Source organism: Fibrobacter sp. HC4 (genome assembly GCF_023373925.1).
GTDB lineage: Bacteria > Fibrobacterota > Fibrobacteria > Fibrobacterales > Fibrobacteraceae > Fibrobacter.
On the sequence record NZ_JALCZV010000014.1, the window covers coordinates 65,974 to 87,234 of the forward strand.

Annotated in this window: 19 protein-coding genes; 9 read left to right on the forward strand and 10 right to left on the reverse strand. The window is 49.3% G+C overall.

Annotation, left to right across the window (positions count from 1 at the left end):
* Positions 1 to 2: 2 nt before the first annotated feature.
* Complete coding sequence (locus MMG03_RS10335) at positions 3 to 1,772, forward strand: hypothetical protein (RefSeq protein ID WP_141100386.1); 1,770 nt, start codon at positions 3 to 5, stop codon at positions 1,770 to 1,772.
* Between the two features lie 13 nt (positions 1,773 to 1,785).
* On the opposite strand, the gene MMG03_RS10340 is transcribed toward MMG03_RS10335, so the two are convergent.
* Positions 1,786 to 2,583, reverse strand: a complete 798-nt coding sequence (locus MMG03_RS10340; protein WP_073286494.1) for a mechanosensitive ion channel family protein — start codon at positions 2,581 to 2,583, stop codon at positions 1,786 to 1,788.
* 106 nt (positions 2,584 to 2,689) lie between these two features.
* On the opposite strand from MMG03_RS10340, the gene MMG03_RS10345 reads away from it, so the two are divergent.
* Both MMG03_RS10345 and MMG03_RS10350 read left to right on the forward strand, forming a co-directional pair.
* A complete protein-coding gene (locus MMG03_RS10345) occupies positions 2,690 to 3,502 on the forward strand; it encodes a hypothetical protein (RefSeq protein WP_073286387.1) in 813 nt (270 codons plus the stop codon).
* On the forward strand, positions 3,503 to 4,963 hold the full coding sequence (locus MMG03_RS10350; RefSeq protein WP_073286390.1) for a M43 family zinc metalloprotease: 1,461 nt from the start codon (positions 3,503 to 3,505) through the stop codon (positions 4,961 to 4,963).
* A 28-nt stretch (positions 4,964 to 4,991) separates the two neighbouring features.
* Here MMG03_RS10350 and MMG03_RS10355 read toward each other — a convergent pair whose 3' ends face one another.
* From MMG03_RS10355 to MMG03_RS10370, 4 genes are read right to left on the reverse strand one after another with little or no spacing between them, the layout of a single operon-like run.
* Positions 4,992 to 6,818, reverse strand: a complete 1,827-nt coding sequence (locus MMG03_RS10355; RefSeq protein ID WP_249506214.1) for a LeoA/HP0731 family dynamin-like GTPase — start codon at positions 6,816 to 6,818, stop codon at positions 4,992 to 4,994.
* 2 nt (positions 6,819 to 6,820) lie between these two features.
* Positions 6,821 to 8,416: a GTPase domain-containing protein gene (locus MMG03_RS10360; protein ID WP_249506215.1), complete on the reverse strand. Its 1,596-nt coding sequence runs from the start codon at positions 8,414 to 8,416 to the stop codon at positions 6,821 to 6,823.
* A gap of 13 nt (positions 8,417 to 8,429) precedes the next feature.
* Positions 8,430 to 9,797, reverse strand: coding sequence for a hypothetical protein (locus MMG03_RS10365; RefSeq protein WP_249506216.1), 1,368 nt, complete (start codon positions 9,795 to 9,797; stop codon positions 8,430 to 8,432).
* Positions 9,797 to 10,291, reverse strand: a complete 495-nt coding sequence (locus tag MMG03_RS10370) for an AAA family ATPase (RefSeq protein ID WP_073286399.1) — start codon at positions 10,289 to 10,291, stop codon at positions 9,797 to 9,799. The genes MMG03_RS10365 and MMG03_RS10370 overlap by 1 nt, the downstream gene beginning before the upstream one ends.
* Positions 10,292 to 10,659: 368 nt before the next feature.
* Here MMG03_RS10370 and MMG03_RS10375 point away from each other — a divergent pair, with 368 nt between their 5' ends.
* The 3 genes from MMG03_RS10375 to MMG03_RS10385 are packed head-to-tail and all read left to right on the forward strand — an operon-like array spanning position 10,660 to position 13,111.
* Positions 10,660 to 11,394: a DUF6261 family protein gene (locus MMG03_RS10375; RefSeq protein WP_249506217.1), complete on the forward strand. Its 735-nt coding sequence runs from the start codon at positions 10,660 to 10,662 to the stop codon at positions 11,392 to 11,394.
* 53 nt (positions 11,395 to 11,447) lie between these two features.
* A complete protein-coding gene (locus tag MMG03_RS10380; protein ID WP_073286404.1) occupies positions 11,448 to 12,974 on the forward strand; it encodes a hypothetical protein in 1,527 nt (508 codons plus the stop codon).
* 11 nt (positions 12,975 to 12,985) lie between these two features.
* Positions 12,986 to 13,111 carry a hypothetical protein gene (locus tag MMG03_RS10385; protein WP_083539775.1) on the forward strand — a complete coding sequence of 42 codons (126 nt, stop codon included), beginning with the start codon at positions 12,986 to 12,988 and terminating at the stop codon, positions 13,109 to 13,111.
* Between the two features lie 36 nt (positions 13,112 to 13,147).
* Here MMG03_RS10385 and MMG03_RS10390 read toward each other — a convergent pair whose 3' ends face one another.
* The 5 genes from MMG03_RS10390 to MMG03_RS10410 all read right to left on the reverse strand — a co-directional run bounded on the left by MMG03_RS10390 (position 13,148) and on the right by MMG03_RS10410 (position 16,637).
* Positions 13,148 to 14,413, reverse strand: a complete 1,266-nt coding sequence (locus MMG03_RS10390; protein ID WP_073286407.1) for a ThiF family adenylyltransferase — start codon at positions 14,411 to 14,413, stop codon at positions 13,148 to 13,150.
* Entirely contained in the window at positions 14,407 to 14,643 is a 237-nt protein-coding gene (locus tag MMG03_RS10395) for a hypothetical protein (RefSeq protein ID WP_073286410.1), read from the reverse strand. Before MMG03_RS10395 ends, MMG03_RS10390 begins: the two co-directional genes overlap by 7 nt.
* A gap of 64 nt (positions 14,644 to 14,707) precedes the next feature.
* Complete coding sequence (locus MMG03_RS10400; protein WP_073286412.1) at positions 14,708 to 15,202, reverse strand: hypothetical protein; 495 nt, start codon at positions 15,200 to 15,202, stop codon at positions 14,708 to 14,710.
* Positions 15,187 to 16,221, reverse strand: a complete 1,035-nt coding sequence (locus tag MMG03_RS10405) for a Mov34/MPN/PAD-1 family protein (RefSeq protein WP_139259218.1) — start codon at positions 16,219 to 16,221, stop codon at positions 15,187 to 15,189. The genes MMG03_RS10400 and MMG03_RS10405 overlap by 16 nt, the downstream gene beginning before the upstream one ends.
* 26 nt (positions 16,222 to 16,247) lie before the next feature.
* Positions 16,248 to 16,637, reverse strand: a complete 390-nt coding sequence (locus tag MMG03_RS10410; protein WP_073286418.1) for a hypothetical protein — start codon at positions 16,635 to 16,637, stop codon at positions 16,248 to 16,250.
* Positions 16,638 to 16,804: 167 nt separating this feature from the next.
* On the opposite strand from MMG03_RS10410, the gene MMG03_RS10415 reads away from it, so the two are divergent.
* The 3 genes from MMG03_RS10415 (at position 16,805) to metG (ending at position 21,232) form a co-directional block, all read left to right on the forward strand.
* Entirely contained in the window at positions 16,805 to 17,803 is a 999-nt protein-coding gene (locus MMG03_RS10415; protein WP_249506218.1) for a WYL domain-containing protein, read from the forward strand.
* 115 nt (positions 17,804 to 17,918) lie between these two features.
* Positions 17,919 to 19,058, forward strand: a complete 1,140-nt coding sequence (locus MMG03_RS10420) for an OmpP1/FadL family transporter (protein WP_249506219.1) — start codon at positions 17,919 to 17,921, stop codon at positions 19,056 to 19,058.
* 80 nt (positions 19,059 to 19,138) lie between these two features.
* On the forward strand, positions 19,139 to 21,232 hold the full coding sequence (gene metG, locus MMG03_RS10425; RefSeq protein ID WP_249506220.1) for a methionine--tRNA ligase: 2,094 nt from the start codon (positions 19,139 to 19,141) through the stop codon (positions 21,230 to 21,232).
* Positions 21,233 to 21,261 lie beyond the last annotated feature (29 nt).

Genomic DNA, 21,261 nt, shown 5'->3' on the forward strand with positions numbered 1-21,261 from the left:
AGATGAAAAAACTTACAACAATGGTAGTCGTAGGTTCGTTGGCCCTGTGCGCCTCCGCCTCCGAAAATACTGTCCGGCTAAAAAGGGACGTCCTTGGACGAGCCCTGGGTTCAAACCAGAAACAGCCCGTCCTTCTGAAAAAGGCGAAGGTCCAGGAAGCTACGCCACTGGCCACCAGATACAGCGGCCTGTACAACAGCATGGCAGACCTTTACAACCCCAATGAACAGGAGCCCAGCCTGGGCAGATATGTCGTCGCCTCCTTCACCAACGACAACAGTACCGGTTACGCGGATCGTTTCGATTTCAACGAACGCTCCAACATTCCCCTTAGCGAATTCAAGACCAGGGTCCAGGACTTCGAAGACCACTACACTTCCGTAGTCGGTGACTATGATACGCCCCAGATCAAGGTCCGTTACAGGGGTATATATCCCTACGAGACCACACCCTACTCCGTCATGTTCGGTGCCGACATGTACGATTACCAGGGCAGCTTCTACAGGGTCAACAACGAAATGTACATGACCAAGAACGGCCTGAACTCCGTCTACGGCATTCGAAACTACGCCCATGACAACGGCTATGTCGGTGTCGCCACCAGGATGTTCTTTATGAGCCAAGGTACGGCATTCCCCGGTTACGTCAACTTTACGCAAAAGACAGGATGTAACCTCAGCATGAGCCGCGGCTACAACAGGACCGAGGAACTAACCTACAACGTAACTCTGGCCATGGACATCGCGCCCTTTGCCAACGTGTACCTTTTTGACGCCGCATGCGCCAACAGCGTGGACTTCTACACCTATCTTCCCGATAGCCCCAGAAACGAAGACCTTGCCGTCGGCGTCCACGATTATTCCTACTTCGGCTACATCTTCAAGGATAACGAAGCCTACAAGCTGACCTATGACGAAGAAGCCGCCATCCTGGACGACTTCATCTACCATAACAGAACCATCGACTTCGCAACCATGGCCGAAAGGAACAACTTCGCCCTGGCCAACAACGCCATTTCCGTAGCCCCCTACCAATACTACAATGGCGAAATGCTCCCCCACGACGATGTAAACCCGTACTTCAAGAACGGATACAGCTATGTCAAGCCCGAAATCTCCGCCATGACCTACCTGTACCTGAACGGTCATAAGAAGGTGACCCAGATTATGACAGGCCAGTTCGTAGACCACGATGCCGTTACCGCCAACCCCAGCGCCGCCCCCACCCTGGCCGCAGCCATGGTGACCGACCTGATTTCCAAGAATCCGTTCTACAAGTGGCATCCCGAAGTTGTCAAGGCCTTGCTGCTCACATCCGGCCTTAGCGACATCCTCAGGAACCGCTACACCAAGGACAACTATAACGGAGGCGGGTCTGAAGTAGGCATGTTCCGTCCCAATTTCAGCGGTATGATCAAGGGCAACCGTTCCCGCTATTGGATCGGCGACAACAACGACTTCTTCAAAAATGGACCCATCAAGTTCGTCGAGAAGAACCTGGTCAAGGGTAAAAAATACAAGCTCGCCATTTCCTGGCTGAACTCCGGCATTTACCAGATTGCAAACGGTCGAATTCAGCAAGATCTGGACCTGAGTGTTGCTGTCCCCCAGGCAAACGGTTCCAAGAAATATTACCGTTCCATGTCCTACGGCAACACCTTCGAAATGGTGGAATTCGAGACCGTCACAAACGATCCCATCACCATCGAGATTTCCCGATTTGCCAACAACGGCGGCCGAGTCATGCTAGGCTACAACCTCCACGAAATGTAGTCTAGAGTAAAAGTCAATCCTGTTTCAGGTAAACCACTTGCTGGGGGAAGGGGATTTCAATCTTGCCTTCGTCCAGCAATTTCTTTATCTTCTCGAGATATTCCCGTTTAAGGCTCGGGAAATCACTGGCACGAACCCACACGCGTACCGAAACGTTCACGCTGCTGTCGGCCAAATTCTCAACAAAGATCGCGGAGGCAGGATCCTTCAGGAAACGATCTTCTGCGGCGACCATCTTGCGGAAAATATCAAACACCTCGTCCAAGGAAGCGCCGTAGGCGACCCCAACGGACAAATCCAGTCGGCGAACCTTATTGCGGCTGAAATTCACAATGGGAGCACCCCACAGGGAACTGTTCGGGGCAGAGACATACAGGCCATCCGTCGTCTTGAGGGTCGTATTAAACAACCCGATACCACCGATCTTTCCCTTGACATTTCCGCATTCGATGTAATCCCCAGCCTTGAAAGGGTTAAGGAACAAAAGCAAAATACCCGAAGCCACATTTGACAGGGTATCCTTAAGGGCAAGGCCAATGGCAAGGCTCGCGGCACCGATCATGGCCAAAATTCCATTGGTATTCACGCCAAAAATATTCAGCCCTACAAGAAGGCCTATTACATACAGGGAATACCTGAACAGATCTGTTATCAGGGGCACCGCCGCCGGGTCCAGCCCGCGCTTGGTCATACGACCGATCACCTTGTGAAAGGACCAAACAAGAAACTTGATGGCGACGATTACCACGAGCAGCAACAGGAGCCGCTCGAAAATTGAATCCTCGGGAATATACTCTCTAATCTTATCCACGGGGGCAAATGTAGAAAAAAAATTAAAATCTACCCCGTGACGCAAATCAATCGCAAACTTTAAAAAAAACGTTCATTTTTTATATTTAAGTCAAGGAGTATGCTTTATGGAATTCATTAAATTTTTAACAAGAACGGTGGCGATTTCTTTGATTATCGCCCTGTCCGCATGCAGTGACGACTCCCTCCTCGATGTGCCCGACGAAGAATCCTCCGAGAAAAAATTCGATACCTTCTACGACCTGAATGACTGTACCGACGAAAATGCTGGCGAAATCGCCTACGTAATCAGCGAAGACGCCTACTATGTCTGCTCCGACAAGTGGTACCGCGAACACCGCGACACCAAATCCAGTTCCTCCACGTCCAAGGAATCTAGCAGTTCCGTAGAATACATCGAGGAGCCCGAAGAAATTTCCTCCAGCAGCAACGACGAACCCGAGGAGCCGCCCTGCAGTTCCGCAGCCGAACCCGAAGAAGCATCTTCCAGCAGCATCGCCTACTACCTAGAGACAGCCAAGGAGCTGTACCTGACCATGACTTCCTACGAGCAGGTATCCAAGAACTGGGACGGCTTCGATGGCGCAGGCGACCCCCAATTCAGCTTTTCCATCAAAACCTACGCAGACGGAATCCAAGGCGCAATCCTGTCCATCAACAAGCTCCTCAGTCTCGACGACAAACGCAGTTGGAGCGGAAGCAAAACAGCCTCCGTTACAATACCCAAGGGAATCGATTCCCTGGTCATCTGCGCAAAGGTCCTCGATATCGACGTCAACTACCACGACGACTATTCCTCCGGCAACTGCGCCTCCCAGGGACAAATCGGCTACCTGGAAAACTACGAAGAAATCTCGCAGTCCGATGCCAAGGGCAAAGACTATAGGCTCTACTGGGAATGGTTCCTGACCGAGGAATAAATGTTTCACAAAATCCTTAAGGTCATAGTCCCCCTCAGCCTCCTCCTTTTGCAAGCCTGTTCCGACAACTCCGACATATCCTCCACGGAACAGGAAAACACGAACGCAGGAACCACGGAATCCTCAAAGACCTACTTCACCGATGAAGGTTACGAAATTGGCCAGTGTCAACCCGTCTTTTACGGCCTTAAGATTTTCGTTCCCGAAGAAAACGCCTTCTACATTTGCGCCAATAATAACCGCTGGATAAAAGTCCGCGTAAACGACGACTACGAGGAACCTGCATCCAGTTCAAGCACCTGGGTCGAAGAGTTCCCCGTTGATTCCGTCCACATCATTATCGACACCCTTCCCTACAGCAGTTCATCGGCAGTTTGCGATCTGTACTGGAATTCAGACTACGACGATTACATATACGCATACCCCAACGACAAGGCCAATAACGATTCCGCCTCCCACAGGCTTGCAGACGGAGGAGTTTTCCTGAACATTCTCCAGGGCGGGAGCTATTCCGTACGGTTCCAGAAGGGATCGGACACTATCGCCCCGGAACTAAGCCTTTATCATTATTCGACCTACACCACAACGATCCAGGCGCAGGATTCCATCGATTACTGGTACTTCCCCATTAATGCGGAAAACCTGAAATCAAGCGATTTCTATAAAACAAGATTACACAACAAGGACTGCTCATTTTATAAGGAACCGACAAAAGGGTTCCTCTTTGAAGGCTCCGGAAAGTACTCCAGCCACTTCAACATAAACCTGATCGTTATCGGCAAGTACATGGGCACATCGGACAAGGCAAGCGAAACCACGCTGGCCGAAACCATCAAGGCCCGCATGAACGAAGCCCTTAACAACGGAGGAGTATTCGTTGACAAAATCACCGTACTCCACGCCCATGAACACGAGTTACACGGCCAAATGTTCCCCGAAGATAGCGCCTACGTCCTCCCCTACGGTCGAGTATTCGCCAACTACAGCCTGCTGGAAAAGTGGAACGGCCACGAAAATGCCCTAAACCTGATGCTAGGCTACTACATAGACCGGCCGAACATTCTCGGTTTTGCCCCTAGATTCGGAGGGCACCTAGACGCCTCAATCCCCAACTACTCCTACGTGGTACTGGGAACCCACAACCGCGTCACGGGCAAGCCAACGGCACAAAGCTCAAACGACATTGCCGAGACAGCCGTTCACGAGGCGGGGCACTTCCTGGGACTGCGCCATACATCCTCTTCCAAGAACGACATGGAAGGAGACCTGGACAAGTCCAACGTCGAAGACGGCCTAGAAGACACCCCCTACTGCGCCAAGGTGAATACCAGCGAAAACATAGACAACTGCCCCGACCGCCGCAACATCATATTCCCATACAGCTCAGACAAGACAGAACGCACCTACTCCGGGGAGCAGGTGGAACAAATCAGAAAGAACCTGACGCTGATGGTGCACTAGAAAGGAGCAACAAAAGCCCTTCCAGCCGTTAACGGAAACGGCCAAACAGTGAAGCGAAAAAGCCCTTCTTCGATGGTTCTTCCCTGGAAGGTGAATATTTGTCCTTAGCCAGAGGTTTCTTCTCAAAAGTCAAATCCACATCTTCACCCTTCCAGAAGGCCAACATTTTCTTTTGGACTTCGGAGCAGAAACGTTCATTTTCCTGATAGGACAACAGAACCTGCTTTGCCTGGTCAATCTGATTTTCGATTTCGTAAACCTGAGGGGCAAAGGTCTGGAAGAATATCGATTCATCATTCAGCTGCAGATAGATATCCTTGAAGGCATCCTGAATTCCCTGCTTCAAGTTAAGCTGAGCCTTTCTAAACTTTTCTTCGTTGGCCTTATTCATGATAATGCCAGCCACATCGGCAACAAGCGAAACGGCCGCACCAACCACGGGCAATGTCTTTCCGGCAAAATTAGCCAACTTTACAGCGCCCCAGGGTTTAAACTTGATGGCAATGCCAACCTTTCCCAGAAGGTCGCGGCCTGCGAAAATCATGGCCTTGTCAATGCCATCAGCCTTCTTAAGCAGACCGGCACCTCCCTTGACCAAACCCAGAGCTGCATCGATATTCTTGGATCCCACATCCAAGTCCGCCTGAATTTTTTGACAGGTTGTAGAGACAATTCCTTCAAAATGATCTTTCAGAATATCCTGGATGTTGCCTTCCAGCTTGTAGGCTGATCCAGAACCAATTTCATCATCCACGACACTTTGCAATGTATCGGGAGTGGAACTATCAATCTTCGAAACGATTCGACGTTCAAGGGCCAAGAGTTCTTCACGACAAGGGCGAATTTCACGCTTCAAGTCCGTGCAAGCATTATTCAGGTCTCTTTCCAGGACTTCCACAGTATTCTTGGTTTCGGGAATGACAGCCTGATTCAATTCACGCTGTTCATAGTCCAGGGCCTGCAAATTCACCTTGGATTCTTCAATGATAGCCGAGAGTGCCGTATCCTGAATCAGCTTCTGGGGAAGGATTTCCTTAACCACGGAATTGACCATATCCCTAAGATTCTGCATTCTGGAATACTTCTCGTACTGTTCTCTCTTTTCTGGAGTCAGCCAGTAATTCTTGCGGCCGGCACCATTATCCTGCAAGCCCTTTCCTTCGGGATCCGAGGAAATGCACACGATGTTCAGATTCTTGATTTTACCACTATTAACATCCAATCCGCAGAATCTAGAGACATTTTCTACTAGGAAGTTCTTCTTATGCACTTCCTTGGCAGCAAAATCATCAGGATCCGTATAGTCGCAAACATCATCCATGCGGTTAATGACAAAGATGGTATTGTCGAACTTTTTCAGTTTGTTCATTAACCAAGCTACAGTCTCCTTGTGACTATCCTTCAAGGGATTGGTTGCTGCCACGATGTACAAAATCACATGGGCTTCCGAAATATAATTCTCCGTCACGCTGGAGAACTTCTGGCCAAACAGCCCCGGCGTATCCACGAACACACAGGGAGGCACATCGGCATCGATATTCTGGGGAGCGTATTCAATCACTTCATCCGAAGATTCCTCTTCGGCAATTTTCATATTGCTATCTGCATGGCCCAGGAACCCAGCCACCGTACTGGTCTTGCCATCAGAAAAGGCACCCACCAGGGCAATCTTCAACTTGCCAGACTGAATGCTGGCTTTTAAGGCTTCTACCTTGTCCATGGATTTCTGGAACGACACCTTCAATTCATCGTTCAGAGTTTTTTCTTTAGCCTGCTTAAGCAAATCGGAGAACTGGTCCAACTTGCCCATGAACTTTAAGGTTTCTGCAGAAAAAGCATTTTCATTTGTAGACATAGCTAAGCCACCTTGATTTGATTGATATTCTTTTGGATTTCCTCTGTAATCAGAAGCATCTTCTTTTCCAGAGACTGAACGAGTTCATAGGATTTAATTGCAGATTCAATCTGATACTTGGCATCAGCAATATTGGCGTCTAGGCACGAAGCAAGACTTTCAGCATGGCTATTAATCTTGCCGGACATTTCGTACCAGGCATCGCGAGCAGAATCTTCAACAGCGTCGGCCGCCTTTTTCTTGCACTTACGAATCTTGGATGCATCCGATTCAAAGAAACTGAAGATTGAAACCAGCACGCCAACAACAGCACCAACAATACCGCCGACAATATTTCCAATCACCGGGAACGCCGTTCCAATGGCAATACCGGACATCACATAGCCACCGATCGTAAACGCCACATTGCCAAGGGTTCCCATGTTAAAGGAGTCCACAGAAATAGAAGGCAATTCCATAGAAAGGTTGCCAATGTCCAGTTTCATGCCACGAACATATTCGTCTGTATAGGACTGCACTCTGGCAGAGAAATCATTGATGGCCTCTTCCATGGCCTTGGAAACACGATTCTGGAATCGAACCTGTAAATCAGATTTGTGATTATTCATGGTGTATTCCAGCTCATCATCAACGATTTTCTTATTCCGTTCAATATGAGGATAGATGATTCCTTCTAGAACATCAATCCGGTAGAAATCAAAGACTGCATTTTGGGCGGCACTGGGCAAGTTTCGCTTAATTCTATAAGCGGCCTGTTCCAGATTCGAGATATAGCTGCCGGCTCTCTGATTGACCTGGCTCCTAAAATTGTCAATGACATTCTTTTGATTTCTAATGGTTGCGATATACTCTGATTCCAGAGTACTCTTCAATCTCACCAGGGCAGCCTTCTTAATGCGGCTGGGAGCGCTTTCGCAATTATGGATAATATAATTTCTCAAGTCGGCTAAGCGGCTCACCTGCAAAAGTTCCATTTCGGTTGCGCGACTCAAGAAAGAACTCTGCTGCCTGCGTAAGGTCTTCAGGGAATCACAGACCGCTTCGTTATCCTGGTGGAGCATGGGATTTTCAAAAGTAGTCACCCCCCGGTTCATGGCCAAGGCGCACAAGCCCGGGAGCACAGCAACGCCAAACGTATTCTTGTAAAGATCGTTCTTCACCACACAGCGAAGTTTTTCTTCGATATTCACATTGTTCTTGGCGGCCTTACTTACCTTTTCGGTAATATCCTTAACGTAGTTATCGCCTTCATATTCCTTTTGCGGTTGCAGCGGGATATTATGGATGCCAATGACTTCGGTTACGTTCTTTCTTAGATAATCGTTCACCTTAGCCAAGGTACTTTCTTCTAGGCCCTTGGATTCACGAGCCACATAACAAACCAGGTGAGCCTTACCCAAGGCACGGCTAATAATATCTTTGAAGTATTCTTCCTTTCCTTCAATACCCGGAATATCTACCAACTGGGCAGCTTCCCCATTGATATTCAGGGAATAGGTCTTGTAATCCTTGGTAAAGTCCTGGCTACCGTTACCAATAATGGCACCATCGACCTGAAAATACTTTACAGTGGTACGCAATCGGTTCAATTCGATCAATTCGATCAAGTTATCAATAACACGTTCCTGTTTTGTGGGGAACAAGGATTTTTTTATTTTTCGAAGCCTTAAGCAGGCTCAAAATACCAGGTCTTTCGTCTGTAGATTCAGCCAAGTCGTTGGATGCGGTTTCAGCCTTGGCGGTCTCAACAGTCTTGGCAGTTTCGGTCCTGGCAGTCTTAGGAGTTTTTGCGGCAACTTTTTCGGCTTTTGCTGCCTGGGGCTCATTCTTTGAAGCCTTGGGCTGCTGATGGACAGCAATCGAATCGGAAGCCAACCAGCGGAACAAACCCTTGACTAAACGGCCTAAGGCCGCAAGGCACTTCATCAAGAAATAGAATGAAGTGAATAAAATTCCAAAGTACACCAGGAGGCAGGCGTAAACACTATTTATAGACAAGGAGGAATTCAAAGTTTCTGTCAAATAGGTATCCAATCCGCCCTTAAAGACTAGGGAAACACAATGGACCGCTTGGGTGACTGACCCCATGCAATCGTAAATTCCAAAATCAAGTGGTTCCTTGGGCATATTGAAGAATACCACACCCAAAAAACAGGAACTGGCCCAAAGCAAACCGACAAAGGTAAGCATGGTAGAAACCGTTGTTGCCAGGAAGATTCTGCCATCGGACAAGGCGCTACTTACTTGACTCCAACCAAGAAGAATAGCGATGACAGCAATAACCGCGAAACCGATGCCAAAATACCATGCACCCAAGACATAAGCGAACAAGGACAAAAACATGGTGATTGCAGTCAGTAAGGGATAAAACGGAGTCCATCCAAATTGATCACTAGGAGTAGGATTTTCTACAACCGCTTTCTTGAACACCCTGGCAATAAGAGCAAGCCACTTCCTCTTAATCATGCACATCATACAAATAATGGACATCATCGAGAAGAAGGCGTAAAAAAGGTAGGCGGCAGCAATGCAAACTAAGGAAGCCCTAACGACAGACACATCAGCCCCTTCAGCAGCATTCTGAACAAAAGCTTCTAGCCCTGTCGTTGTCCAGCTATGTAGAGCCATCAAGAATTTGCGGAAAACCCCTACAAAGCCATCTGTGCCAAAGTTTACCATGGTATCCAGCTTTTGCTGATTCACGACAACATTGGTGCAGAACACTCCAGCTACAAAAACAACCCCTGACGAAATCAGCGTATGAATAAGAGCCGACAGGGTATAAAGCTTGGACTCATAGGCGCCGGCGCAGAAAATTGCCCCCACCAAGGCGCAAACGACAGCCACGGCTGCCACAATGTAGGCAACGACTGGGTAACCACTTCCGCACACAGCCATGGAAATAAGGAACAAGGCGGCAGTGCCCCATGCCCCTTGAGCTTCCATACGAAGCTCTTCTTTTTTTTCCTCATTAGCCATTACATGCCCCCTACGACAAAGCCAGCAGCAAAACCAGCGACCAAAGTCACCACAGGGATCACATAGGACATGACACTTCTCTTGCACCCCGCCTTAATATTATTCAGGTCTCTTACAAGGGTATCGCAGCGTTTCTGGAAATCCTTCTCGATCGAAGCCATGTCGGCTCCATTCTGTTCCATCTGCTTTCGGCGGGATTCTTCGTCAAACAGGATTCGTAGAGATTCAATAATGGTACTCTTACCGGCACCAGTCTGGCCAAAAAAGGCAATGGAGAACTTGTCAAATTCGGAATTGCGTTCCAATTCCTCCACCAAGTCCTTAAAATGTTCTTTTTGTTTTTCTAGATCATCAATGAAAACACCCACTTTTTCCTGAAGTTTTTCATCGTTTTGAGCATTCACGGCCTTCAGTTCATTCAATATCTGATCAGCGGAATCTGTGACCTGGGTATAGACATTCTTTACTTCTTCTCTAGTGTTCGTAGTCGACATGGGCGTCCTCAAAAATGTAATAATATTGGGAAATGTAATCTTTTTTACACATTTACGTTTCCTTTCTTACAATATTGTGAACTTTTTGTGAGCATTATCATTCCAATTTGGGATATTTTCCTCAAGCGACTGGAACTTATTTTGCCTTTTTGGGAAAAATGCTCGCCAACTTTTCCACGAAGTTCCACCATAGGGTGAAAATTTGCCCTCTTTTTCACTCACTTTTCCCCACAAAATGGGCATTTTGCGTTAAAATCGGCCATTTTCACTCACTTCGGGAAACTTTTTTCAAAAAAAATGTCGTTTTCACAACACTTCGGGGGGCGTTTTTTGCATTTTAGGCGAGTAGGGTTAAAAAAGGAGTTCAAATGAAGTCAATCATCAAGATCAAGTTTCACGACATGCGGAACCTCGAGTTTAGAGGAGTCCAGTATCAATTACTGCAGATGGCGCAGGACATCAAGACTCCGGGAGCATCTTCCTTCATAGAGGATTTCAGAAGTTCATTTCAGGAAATGTGCCAACACTTTGATTCCGGGCTGCAGGATTCCCCCGACCGCATAGTCCACAACATCCACGAGGAGCGTTCCTCCTTTTATTACCGGTGTCGCGCCGTGGCCAAGGCGGCCGCCAGCCATCCCAACCCCACAGCACGTGAAGCCGGGCAGAAGTTGTGGAGCATTTTCCAGAAATTCCCCTCCAGCGCACGGATAAACCAGCTTCAAGCCTACGGTATGATCGGACGTTTGGTGAACAACGCCCGTTCTATCGGGGAAGATGCCCTGGAGTGTTGCGGTTGCAAGGTTTGGATCGACGAACTGGACCGAATTAACCAAAGTTTCCTGCAGGCAGACGCCGAGCGAAACTATGCACGAGGCCATCGGGAGCTGAAGCAGAACCTCCACCTGCGGGATCGATGCACCGAGGCATTCGACCTGATCGCCACATTCGCCAAGTTCCAGGCCGCCCAGGGGGATATTTCCTGCGCCCGTTTCATCGATTCCGCCAACGCCATGCTAAAGGACAAGAAGATGCACATGGCCCAGCGCAGGAGCAGCAAGGGAAACTCCTCCGAAATCAAGTACTTGCCAGTTGTGATCTAGGAATCCCGCTACTTGACGGGTTTTACGCATCAGATGTATATTTTACAATACATTTGGGTTTTACGTTTTACCCCAAGGGTGTGGCGATAAAGATTAAATTTTTTGGCAAGACTTTCAAGACAATTGCGTTTTTAATACCGGCAGCATGTTCCGCCGTTTTCGCACAGTGGAACGGTACCGCCAGCGAACCCATCGAGAAGAATGTTATCGATGGCAAGGTGTTCTACACCATCACCAGCGCCGAGGAATTAACCTGGGTCGGTGTCCAGGTCAAGAACGGTTTTAACGGGATCAATGTGGTGTTGGCTAACGATATTGTTTTCGGCGCAGATTCCTCCCAGACCAGTTCCCGCCTCTGGACCCCCATCGGAAAAGACACGACCACCGCCTATGCAGGCACTTTCGATGGTGCAGGTCACACAATTTATGGCTATTATGTAGAACAGGGAACATTTGCAGGCCTTTTTGGAGCCCTTTCTCCTGATGGTGTTATCAAGAACTTGAGGGTTGCCAATAACAAGGTAACCGTCACAGAAGCAAGTGCGACCGCTGGGGGTATCGTAGCCTTTAATAGAGGCCTCGTGGATAATTGCGAAAACTCGGGGACTGTGGACGTCACCACGAAGGCTTATGCTGCAGGGGGTGTAGCCGGCATTAACGAAGGAGTCGTATCCAACTCCTCCAATTACGGTTCCGTTACCTCCAAAACAACAATGACGTCCGAGGGCGGCTTTGAAAACGGCACCCGAGCCGGAGGCATTGTTTCTTTCAATCAATACGGAAAAGTTTTCGACTGCGTTAACCATGGTGACGTCGTTGCCGCCACGGTACTTGTCCCGATCGATATTGATAACGACTGTATTGCCGGCGGTATTGCAGGCGGTAATGAAGGTTCCCTATATCGGAACTTCAACGACGGCTCCATTATTTTCCGCAATTCCTATAACAATTCGGGAACCAACATGAAATTCACAAGCACCGGCGGCATCGTAGGCCGCAACCTCGGCTTCGTGGAGAGATCTTCCAACTGGGGCAATATCATTGCCAAGATTGCCAGCACGTCAACAAAGGCCGGCACAAGTTCCTATTCTACGGCAGGCGGCGTTGTCGGCGCAAGCAGAGGCACGGTCAGCGACGTATTCAATACCGGTTCCGTGACCGTTACGAAAGTTGCCACGGCTTCCTACGCGGGAGGCATTCTCGGTTCCCTATTCGGATCCGAAAAGTTAACCAACAGCTACAATGCCTCGTCAAATATTACCGGCACTTTGATTGGTGCGGTTTCCGCTTACATTACAGAATCATCCCATGTGCAAAATTGCCACTATGACGCATCCTTGTTCAGCACCAAGACTCCCGCCATCAAGTCTGTCGGCGGATCGGCCACCGTCAAGGATACTTCGGGATTAAAGACCGACAACATGAAGTCCGACGAAATGGCCTGGATCCTGAACACTGTCAACAACACCGAAAAGAACAGGAAGCTCTGGGGCCGCGAAGACAGCTATCCCGTCTTCGCCAACGAATCCGTCAAGCCGATTTCCCGCGTAACCATGAATAACGATGGCGAGGAGCTGTAGACGTCTTTGATATGCAGGGAAGACCTGTCATTGTCCAGAAGTTCACGAAGGGCAACGCCAACAATCTCACCCTTCCCCGCAGCGGATCTTACATTTTGAAAGTTGCCGGACAAACAAAACAAGTTACCGTCAAGTAAACATTCGAAACAGTGCTCCCCAAGGGAGCACTTTTTTTATTGGAACTTTTTCAGCATCTCTTCCAATTCATCCCCTTCATCTAAAGCAATGGGACCTTGACTGCATTGGGCACAATTGTCAAGTTGCCGAATATGGCTTCCGTACCATCGAAGGATGGTTGGCTTTGGCCCTGCGCCAGGCATGGGGCTCCAATTGGCAAAGCGGTTTTCACGACGGTTTGCCCACATGTAGTAATCGTACACCAGCTCATTCTCGAGGGCGGAAATGCCGGAATCTATTCCACGGGAAAGTTCCACCAAGGAGATTTTCACCATCATATTGCAAATAGGTGCGATATCAGCAGATAGACCTACTTGCACCACGGCATTCGCCTCCTCGGGACTTACATAGGCGGCAATCTGCCCATTACGTCGGGCGCTTTCTACATTGGTAATCTCCTCAGCTTCAGCGTCAAACCAAGCATTTCCAAGTAGGCAATTGTAGCAAGGGCCGTCGGGCACGTAACGGAAAACGTCTCCTCCGGCAGCACGGGAATTGGCCCTGCCAAAAATGCAGACCTTACGATGTCTTACAACGGAGTCATTCAAGTTAAATCGACTCTTGTTATTATCGGTAGCACAAATAACCAGATCCGCCCTGGAGACCTCTCTGTTTAACAGAGTCAAATCCTGATTAATATCCACCGGGAACCGATCCACCTGTGCGTAAGGATTTTTTCCCAGGATGGCATCACAAAGAGCATCCGTTTTTAGGCGTCCCAAATCATTTACCACACAAGTATGGCGCATCAAATTGTGCAATTCCACCCTATCGAAATCCAGTAGGGAAAAGGAACCCACGCCCGCCTTGGCAAGTTCTATTGCAATTTGGGAACCGAAACTTCCCAAGCCAACAATCATCACCCGCTTAGACACAAGCGCACCAACTTCCAAAATTCCTTGACTTCGGGAATAGAGATTTTCCCGTGAGGGAATAAATTGCAGTTCCATTTTCTGCCACCATGGGGAAATCCGTTTTTCGGATGAAACGCCATTGGTCACTTCCGTAGAGCAGTATGCATCTGCAGAATTCTTCGTTACCAAAATCAAGTAGCGATACTTTTCAGCTTCCACAGGATCTTCTACAGCGCAAAGGTCTCGAGTAAACAGGCAAAGAGATTCCCTGCCGTAACCATGGGCAGGGCGATACATATGGAAATGGACAACCCCCTCCCCTTCCCATTCGCAGGCAACTCCTTCCCAGGATACAAGATTCCCATTTAGAAATTCCTGTAATTCCTGCTGGTCCAAAAAGGCTAACATGCAAAACCTTCCTTGGTCATGCCCGTAACGACAGTTCCCTGGGTAGGAGCCTGGCCTTTTGCCACCTGGCGAAATTCTCCAGTAGTTTCATCAAATACCAGGTCAATCATGGAATGACCAGATCCCTGACCACCCTGCTTACGAATTTCTTCGCCCAGTTTCTGTTCAGCACGACCCGCAAAGCCATCTGCAGAGAAGGCGGTAAAAATCTTAATGTTTTCTTTTTTCATAACGATACCTATTTGTTGTTTAAATGTGTTCATAGATGCATGGCCGGGGGCGGGAGCAACCCCATCACGATTGATGATTCAGGTAATAGTCAATGTCATTACCAGTTTCCAGATGTAGTTCATACATGTTTAGCCACAGGCAGCACTTCACGTAAATCTTGTACAGCGACACCCCCGGATTCCAGGAAGCATTTCCGTAATGGCAGATACGGGTCCAGCCATGTTCTGAATCCAGCACATGCATGGAACCATCGCAGGAATCCAGACGATTTCCATCCCGATCCTTCAACATCTGAGTCACAAAGACCTTGGGCACATCATTGGGGAAACGTCGCAAATCCATGTGCAACGTATACAGGTTCCTCTTGGTGCGGGCTGCAAATACCGCATATGGTTTTTCACCCATGTAAATGTGATAGACGTTATCGGGAACGTTCTTCCGTTTCAGCACCCCAATTTCACTTTGCACCCGTTCAGGCGTGAGACGAACATCATCTTCATCGTCGTCCTCATCATCGGAACGATGAGACAATAAAGCGTTTATCAATTCTGCAAACATGATTCATCCTCTTTTTCAAGTTGCCTATTCCGAGTCACCGCGGCATAATATTGGGTAAAGGCTTCAAGAATATCTCCCTGAAAATTCCATTGAACCTCTCCCCCCGCGGTGACTCCATCTATGGAAACACTTACGGGAACCTTCGGGAATTCCGCAGGAAAGTACAAGTCAACATTTCCCACCATCACGTGCACATGATGATTTTCATCCAGCATGACAGACACTTTCTGAGGATAAGACGTTTCTTTCAGGAACTTGTTTATTTGCACCAAGACCTTCTTGTTCTGAACCGAATTGAGCCAATAACCATCATCAAATTCGCTTACCACTCGGTCCTTCGCCACTTCAACCTTGTACACTTCTCCATGGCAGGGTTTGGGGGACTCCGGATGAATCAGCACATCCTGCAAATCCTGATCCACCAACTGCCTAAAAGGAGATTCACACTCCTTGATACTCCAACAGGCCATCTCATAATCGTAGCCATGATCCTCATGAAAATTGAAGGCGTTAAAGGTGGTTCGCAGTTCTGCATAACCGGAACCACCATTCCCCAAGGCCACTCCTCGTTTCACTTGACAATTTCCAATGCAAAGCAAGAATCGACGCAAATGGGAACGGCAAATATTATTTACCATGGTGGAATCATCATGGCCACTGGGCCGTGCCAATCCCAACTGATGATGAGAATGCCATTCCCCAATATGTTGCAGCCCGTACTTTTCCAACAGGAAATTACCAACCTTTACCAAATAGTCCAGGTCCTGGTTAAAGAAGGTTTCCTGATGGTTCGCATTCCGTCCTGGGCCGATCGCATATAGAACTACGGGGATGCCCGTGGACGTCCAGAAACCAAACAGTTGGCCTCCCGTTTCTATATCCGGATAATCCAGGATGCAGCGGGAGACGTAATCCAGTTCGCTCCTGTAAATCATGGCCAAGGGCGAAGGTGAGCTTTCATCGGGATTCTTCCCGCCATACTCAAACCAAAGCCCGTGCTTTTTTAAAACATTAGACATTCTGGGCCACCTTATATCAAACATTTCTAGCAATCTTCCAAGCCACATTCCCGGGTCACCTCGTCAATGGCCTTCTCGATATCATGACCCGATTCCACGGCGTTCTTGAACTTTTCCAGACCCATGCAAAGTTTGTTCATTTCCCCCATCATGATGTCGCCTGTCTTTTTTACGGCATAAAAACTCATGTCGATGCCCAGGCAAACAGTCGCCTTTTCCGAAAGCCCAAATTCCTGGGCCAGCGCCGTGGATTCGCGTTCAATAAAATCTTCGTCCTTTTCCATGTCGTAGACGAAGTCTCGCTGGGCACCAGCCAACTTTTCCCGGAGTTCCTTGACGACTTCGGTCTCCTCCACATAGGCAGCCAAAACTTCGGCCAAGGTAAACAGCACTGATGTATCTGAAATCTGGATCATACGAACCTCATAAAATTTTGATGTATGTTTGACTTTCGTCGTCAACACAAAGATACCTTTGGGTAAAAAGCCTCACAACGGTATCAAAAAACATATTGAAAAAGTGGAACTTTTATTTTTTTAGAAATAGGCAAATATGGAACTTTTAAAATCCTATATTTACAGTTATGGAAAATTCCGCTAAAATCAAAATCGCCGTATCGGCGACTATTCGAAACCAGCTTGAAATGGATATTCAGGATTACCAGCTAAAAGGGATTGGCGAACTCTGCAACAAGATTATCGAATTGCACCAGGAACTAGCTTCATTTCCTTTATCTAAGCGTATTTCAAGGGAAAATTGCGAACTTTTCAAGAACAGCGCACCCCTGCAATTTATCCTTCACAAGCGCAATGGGGAATTCGCGACTTACGCCGTTTCTAAAAAAATCAAGATAGCCACCTTGTGCAGACATTACCTACAGCAGTACGTAGACATGCCCCGTGGCAAAAGAGAAATCTTTCTCAAAAAAGTGGAACTTTCAAAAATAGATTACGCCATTGAAAACCAGCTAAATGTTTGGCTAGACTATCACGGAAAGAGAAAAATGCTGGCACCATGCTTTGTCGCTCTTTCTCCTGCCCACATGAGGGCCTACCTGGTAATTTGCGAAAGATCCGAGTTGGGAGTTGAATTCAAGGCATTTCGCTTAAGTCACGTCAAGAACGTTGAAGTGGCAACAGCCCATAACAGCAACTCTGCCGATGATACAGTCGCCTTCCACACTCAAACCAACGCTCTATACAGGAAATCGTTAGATTTTAAGAATCATTTCGACCCCTTCCTTTGCTACGGCCAGGAGCTAAAAGTGGAACTTTCTCCTGAAGGGGTTGCCTTATACAATAGGGCTGCCACGAACCGCCCCAAGATTCTTAAGGCTCCCCAAAACCCTGGCAGTCACAATTCTTTCGTTTCCGCTCAGGAAGAAATCGCTAGCGCCTTGGACGCCCAACGTCCCGGCATTTACATTTTTGAATGCTCCCCGGAACTAGCCAAGGTCTATTTTCCTCAATTTCTGGAAACGGCACAGGTCCTTGCCCCTGCCGAGCTCCGCAACTATTTTCGCCAGCGTTTTTTGAAAGCAGCAACGGCTTATGGCCTAGTTGACTTAAACGGAAAAACTTAAATAATCCGCTGCGAAACCGTCAAAATAAGTCTTTCGTTGTGGAAAAATCATTTCTTACATTTCTTACGCAAAACATATACATAACACCAACCAGTCCGCCCATTTCGTTCGTGGAGTGGCCCGCGACGCGTCAACCGCAGTGGACGCCATCTACACCAACCCGGCAGGTACCACGGAATTCAAGAAGACCTGGAATGTTTCCTTGAACAGCCAGACCGTCTGGCAGAAGCGAATCATCAACACCACCTTCGCCACCGGCACCGAAAAGGAATATGTAGGCGAAGCCTTCGTGCCCAGCATGCCCAGTTTCCTGGCCGCATGGCACCACAACAACGTCACCGTTTCTGGCGCATTCACCATCGCCGGTGGTGGCGGCACCGTCACTTACGATGACGGACTCCCCATGTTTGACGCATTCACCCTCAGTAATCCCCTTACCAAGGGCATGCTCCTGAGCGACGTCGGCGGCAGCGCCGAACTTGAAGGTTCCAGCTACATCTTCGGATGGACCCTGGGTTCCGCCTACCGTTTTAACGACTACATTTCAGGTTACGTAGGCGCCCGCTTCAACTACGCCACCAACAACTACAAGGTCAAGGCAGACCTTTCCAAACTCGGCATGGGCGAAGCCGAAATGGACGTGGACCAGACCGGCTACGGCGTCACCCCGATCCTCAGCATGGACGTACGCTACAAGCGCCTGACTGTCGCCGCCAAGTTCGAATACCGCACCCGCATGGAACTTGAAAACGACACCAAGAAGATGCCCAAGCAGCTGGCCGCCTCCTTCCCCAACTATGCAGACGGCGTAAAGACCGATGCCGACATGCCTAGCTACCTTTCCCTGGGCGCCCAGTTCGAATTCGTGCAGGGCGTTCGCGGCGCACTTGGCTACCACAGGTTCTTTGATGCCGCCGCCAACTACGCAAACGGTGGTGACAAGTACCTGGAAAGCACCAACGAAATGCTGGTGGGCTTCGAATGGGATATCATCTCCCGCTTGACTCTTAGCGCAGGCGCCCAGTCCTCACGCATTGGAGTCAGCGACAAGTACCTGACCGAAATGAACATGAACGTCGATGCCAACAGCTACGGCGGCGGTATCGCCTTCAAGGCCACCGACTGGATGAAGATCAACCTGGGCTACTTCCACAGTTTCTACTACGAATGGAAGGGCGACAAGGAAGCCTACGGCAAGAACAACTACGATCGTGAAAACCAGATGGTGGGTATTGGCGTAGACTTGACTTTCTAATGGGTTAAGCAACTATAAAAAGCTAATTTTATAATAGGACCGAGGCCACGCCCCCGGTCTTTTTTTAAATTTGGGCGCATATGAAGAACTTTTACGTTACTACCCCGATTTACTATGTGAATGATGCCCCCCATATCGGGCACTCCTACACCACCGTCCTTGCAGACATTCTTACTCGTTTCCACAAGATTCTGGGCTACCAGACCTTCTTTTTGACCGGTACCGACGAACACGGCCAGAAGGTGCAGCGCGCAGCCGCCAAGCGAGAAGTGGACCCGCAGGCCCATGTAGACGAATACTACCATCACTTCGAAGACCTGTGGAAGAAGATGGGCATCTGCAACGATTTCTTTATCCGCACCACCTATCCCGAACACAAGGCTTACGTGCAGGAATGCCTGCAGAAGCTGTGGGACAAGGGCGAAATCTACTCCAAGGAATACGAAGGCTGGTATTCCGTTGGCGAAGAACGTTTCTTTGGCGAAGACGAACTGGACGAAAACAAGTGCGACCCCATTAGCCACCGCCCGGTGGAATGGCTGAAGGAAAAGAACTACTTCTTCAAGATGAGCAAATACCAGCAGCAGCTCATTGACCACTTGAACAACAACCCGGACTGGATTGTTCCCGACTACCGTCGTAACGAAATCCTGGGCTTCCTGCGCCAGCCGCTGAACGACCTTTGCATCAGCCGCCCGAAGGCTCGCCTTAGCTGGGGCATTCCCCTGCCTTTCGACGGCGACTACGTAACCTACGTGTGGTTCGACGCTTTGCTCAACTACGTGAGCGCCTCCACCGCCTTCCACAAGACTTTTGCTGACGGCACCCCCATCTGGCCCGCCACCTACCACCTGATCGGTAAGGACATTCTCACCACTCATAGCGTCTATTGGCCCACCATGCTCATGGCCCTGGACATTCCTCTGCCCAAGCACATTCTGGCCCACGGCTGGTGGCTGGTGAACGGCGGCGAAAAGATGAGTAAGTCTGCCGGTAACGTCGTAAAGCCCATGGACTACATGGAAAAGTACGGCGACGACGCATTCCGCTACTACCTGGCCCGCGAAATGGTAGTTGGCCAGGATGCAAACTTTACCCACGATTCCTTTGTCCGTCGCATTAACGCCGACCTGGCAAACGACCTGGGCAACGTTCTGAACCGCGTCCACAAGCTGGTGCTCACCAACTTCGAAGGCAAGCTGCCCGCAGCCGTGGTTATGGATGACGCCGCCAACGACGTAATGAACTTGGCCAAGAAGGTCATCGAAGACATTAAGCAGGACCTGCCCCAGGCACGTCTCTCCCAGTCCATTGAAAATATCATGAGCCTGGTCCGTAGCATCAACCGCTACTTCGAAATCAAGGCTCCCTGGAAGCTGGCCAAGGACCCGGCCGCCAAGGATGAACTGGCTACCGTTCTTTATGTGGCCGCAGAAGCCGTACGCCTCAGCCTTTGCATGCTGTGGCCGGTGATCCCCACCAAGGCAGAAGAAGGCCTTACCATGCTTGGCACCAAGTTCACTAGCGCCGAAGACCTGGTCTGGGGCCTGATGAAGGGCGGCGAAGCTTTCGGCGAAGGCAAGCCCCTGTTCCCCCGCATCGATGAAGAAGTGAAGCCCCAGCAGCAACAGCAGCAGGCCAAGCCCAAGCAGAACAAGCCCCTGACCGCAGCCGACGTTCCTGCCGCTATGGACCTCCGCGCCGCAAAGATCGTCGAAGTGGCAGACCATCCGGATGCAACGTCCCTCTACGTGTTGAAGGTGGACGCAGGCGAAGGCGAACTCCGCACCGTTTGCTCTGGCCTGAAGGCTAGCTACGAAGCTTCTGAACTGAAGGACCGCATGATTCTTTTGTTCGCAAACCTGAAGCCCGCACCCCTTCGCGGTATCATGAGCGCAGGCATGCTCTTCGCAGGCGATTTGGAAGCCGAAACACACAAGTGCCGCCTGGTGGCCGTACCTGAAGGAGCAAAGCCCGGTGACCGCGCCTTGTTCAAGGGAGTCTCTCCCAGCGAGCCGCGGGAACTGAAGCTGAAGGATTTCGAAAAGATCGCACTCTCCGTCAAAAACGGCGAAGTGTTCTGCACCGCAGGCGAAGGCGCCGCCCCCATCGCACTGGAAATCGATGGCAAGGCTGTCACCTGCGACGTCCCCGAAGGCAACGGAGTGCATTAACAAAAACGCAGAAAACCATTCGCGTTTGA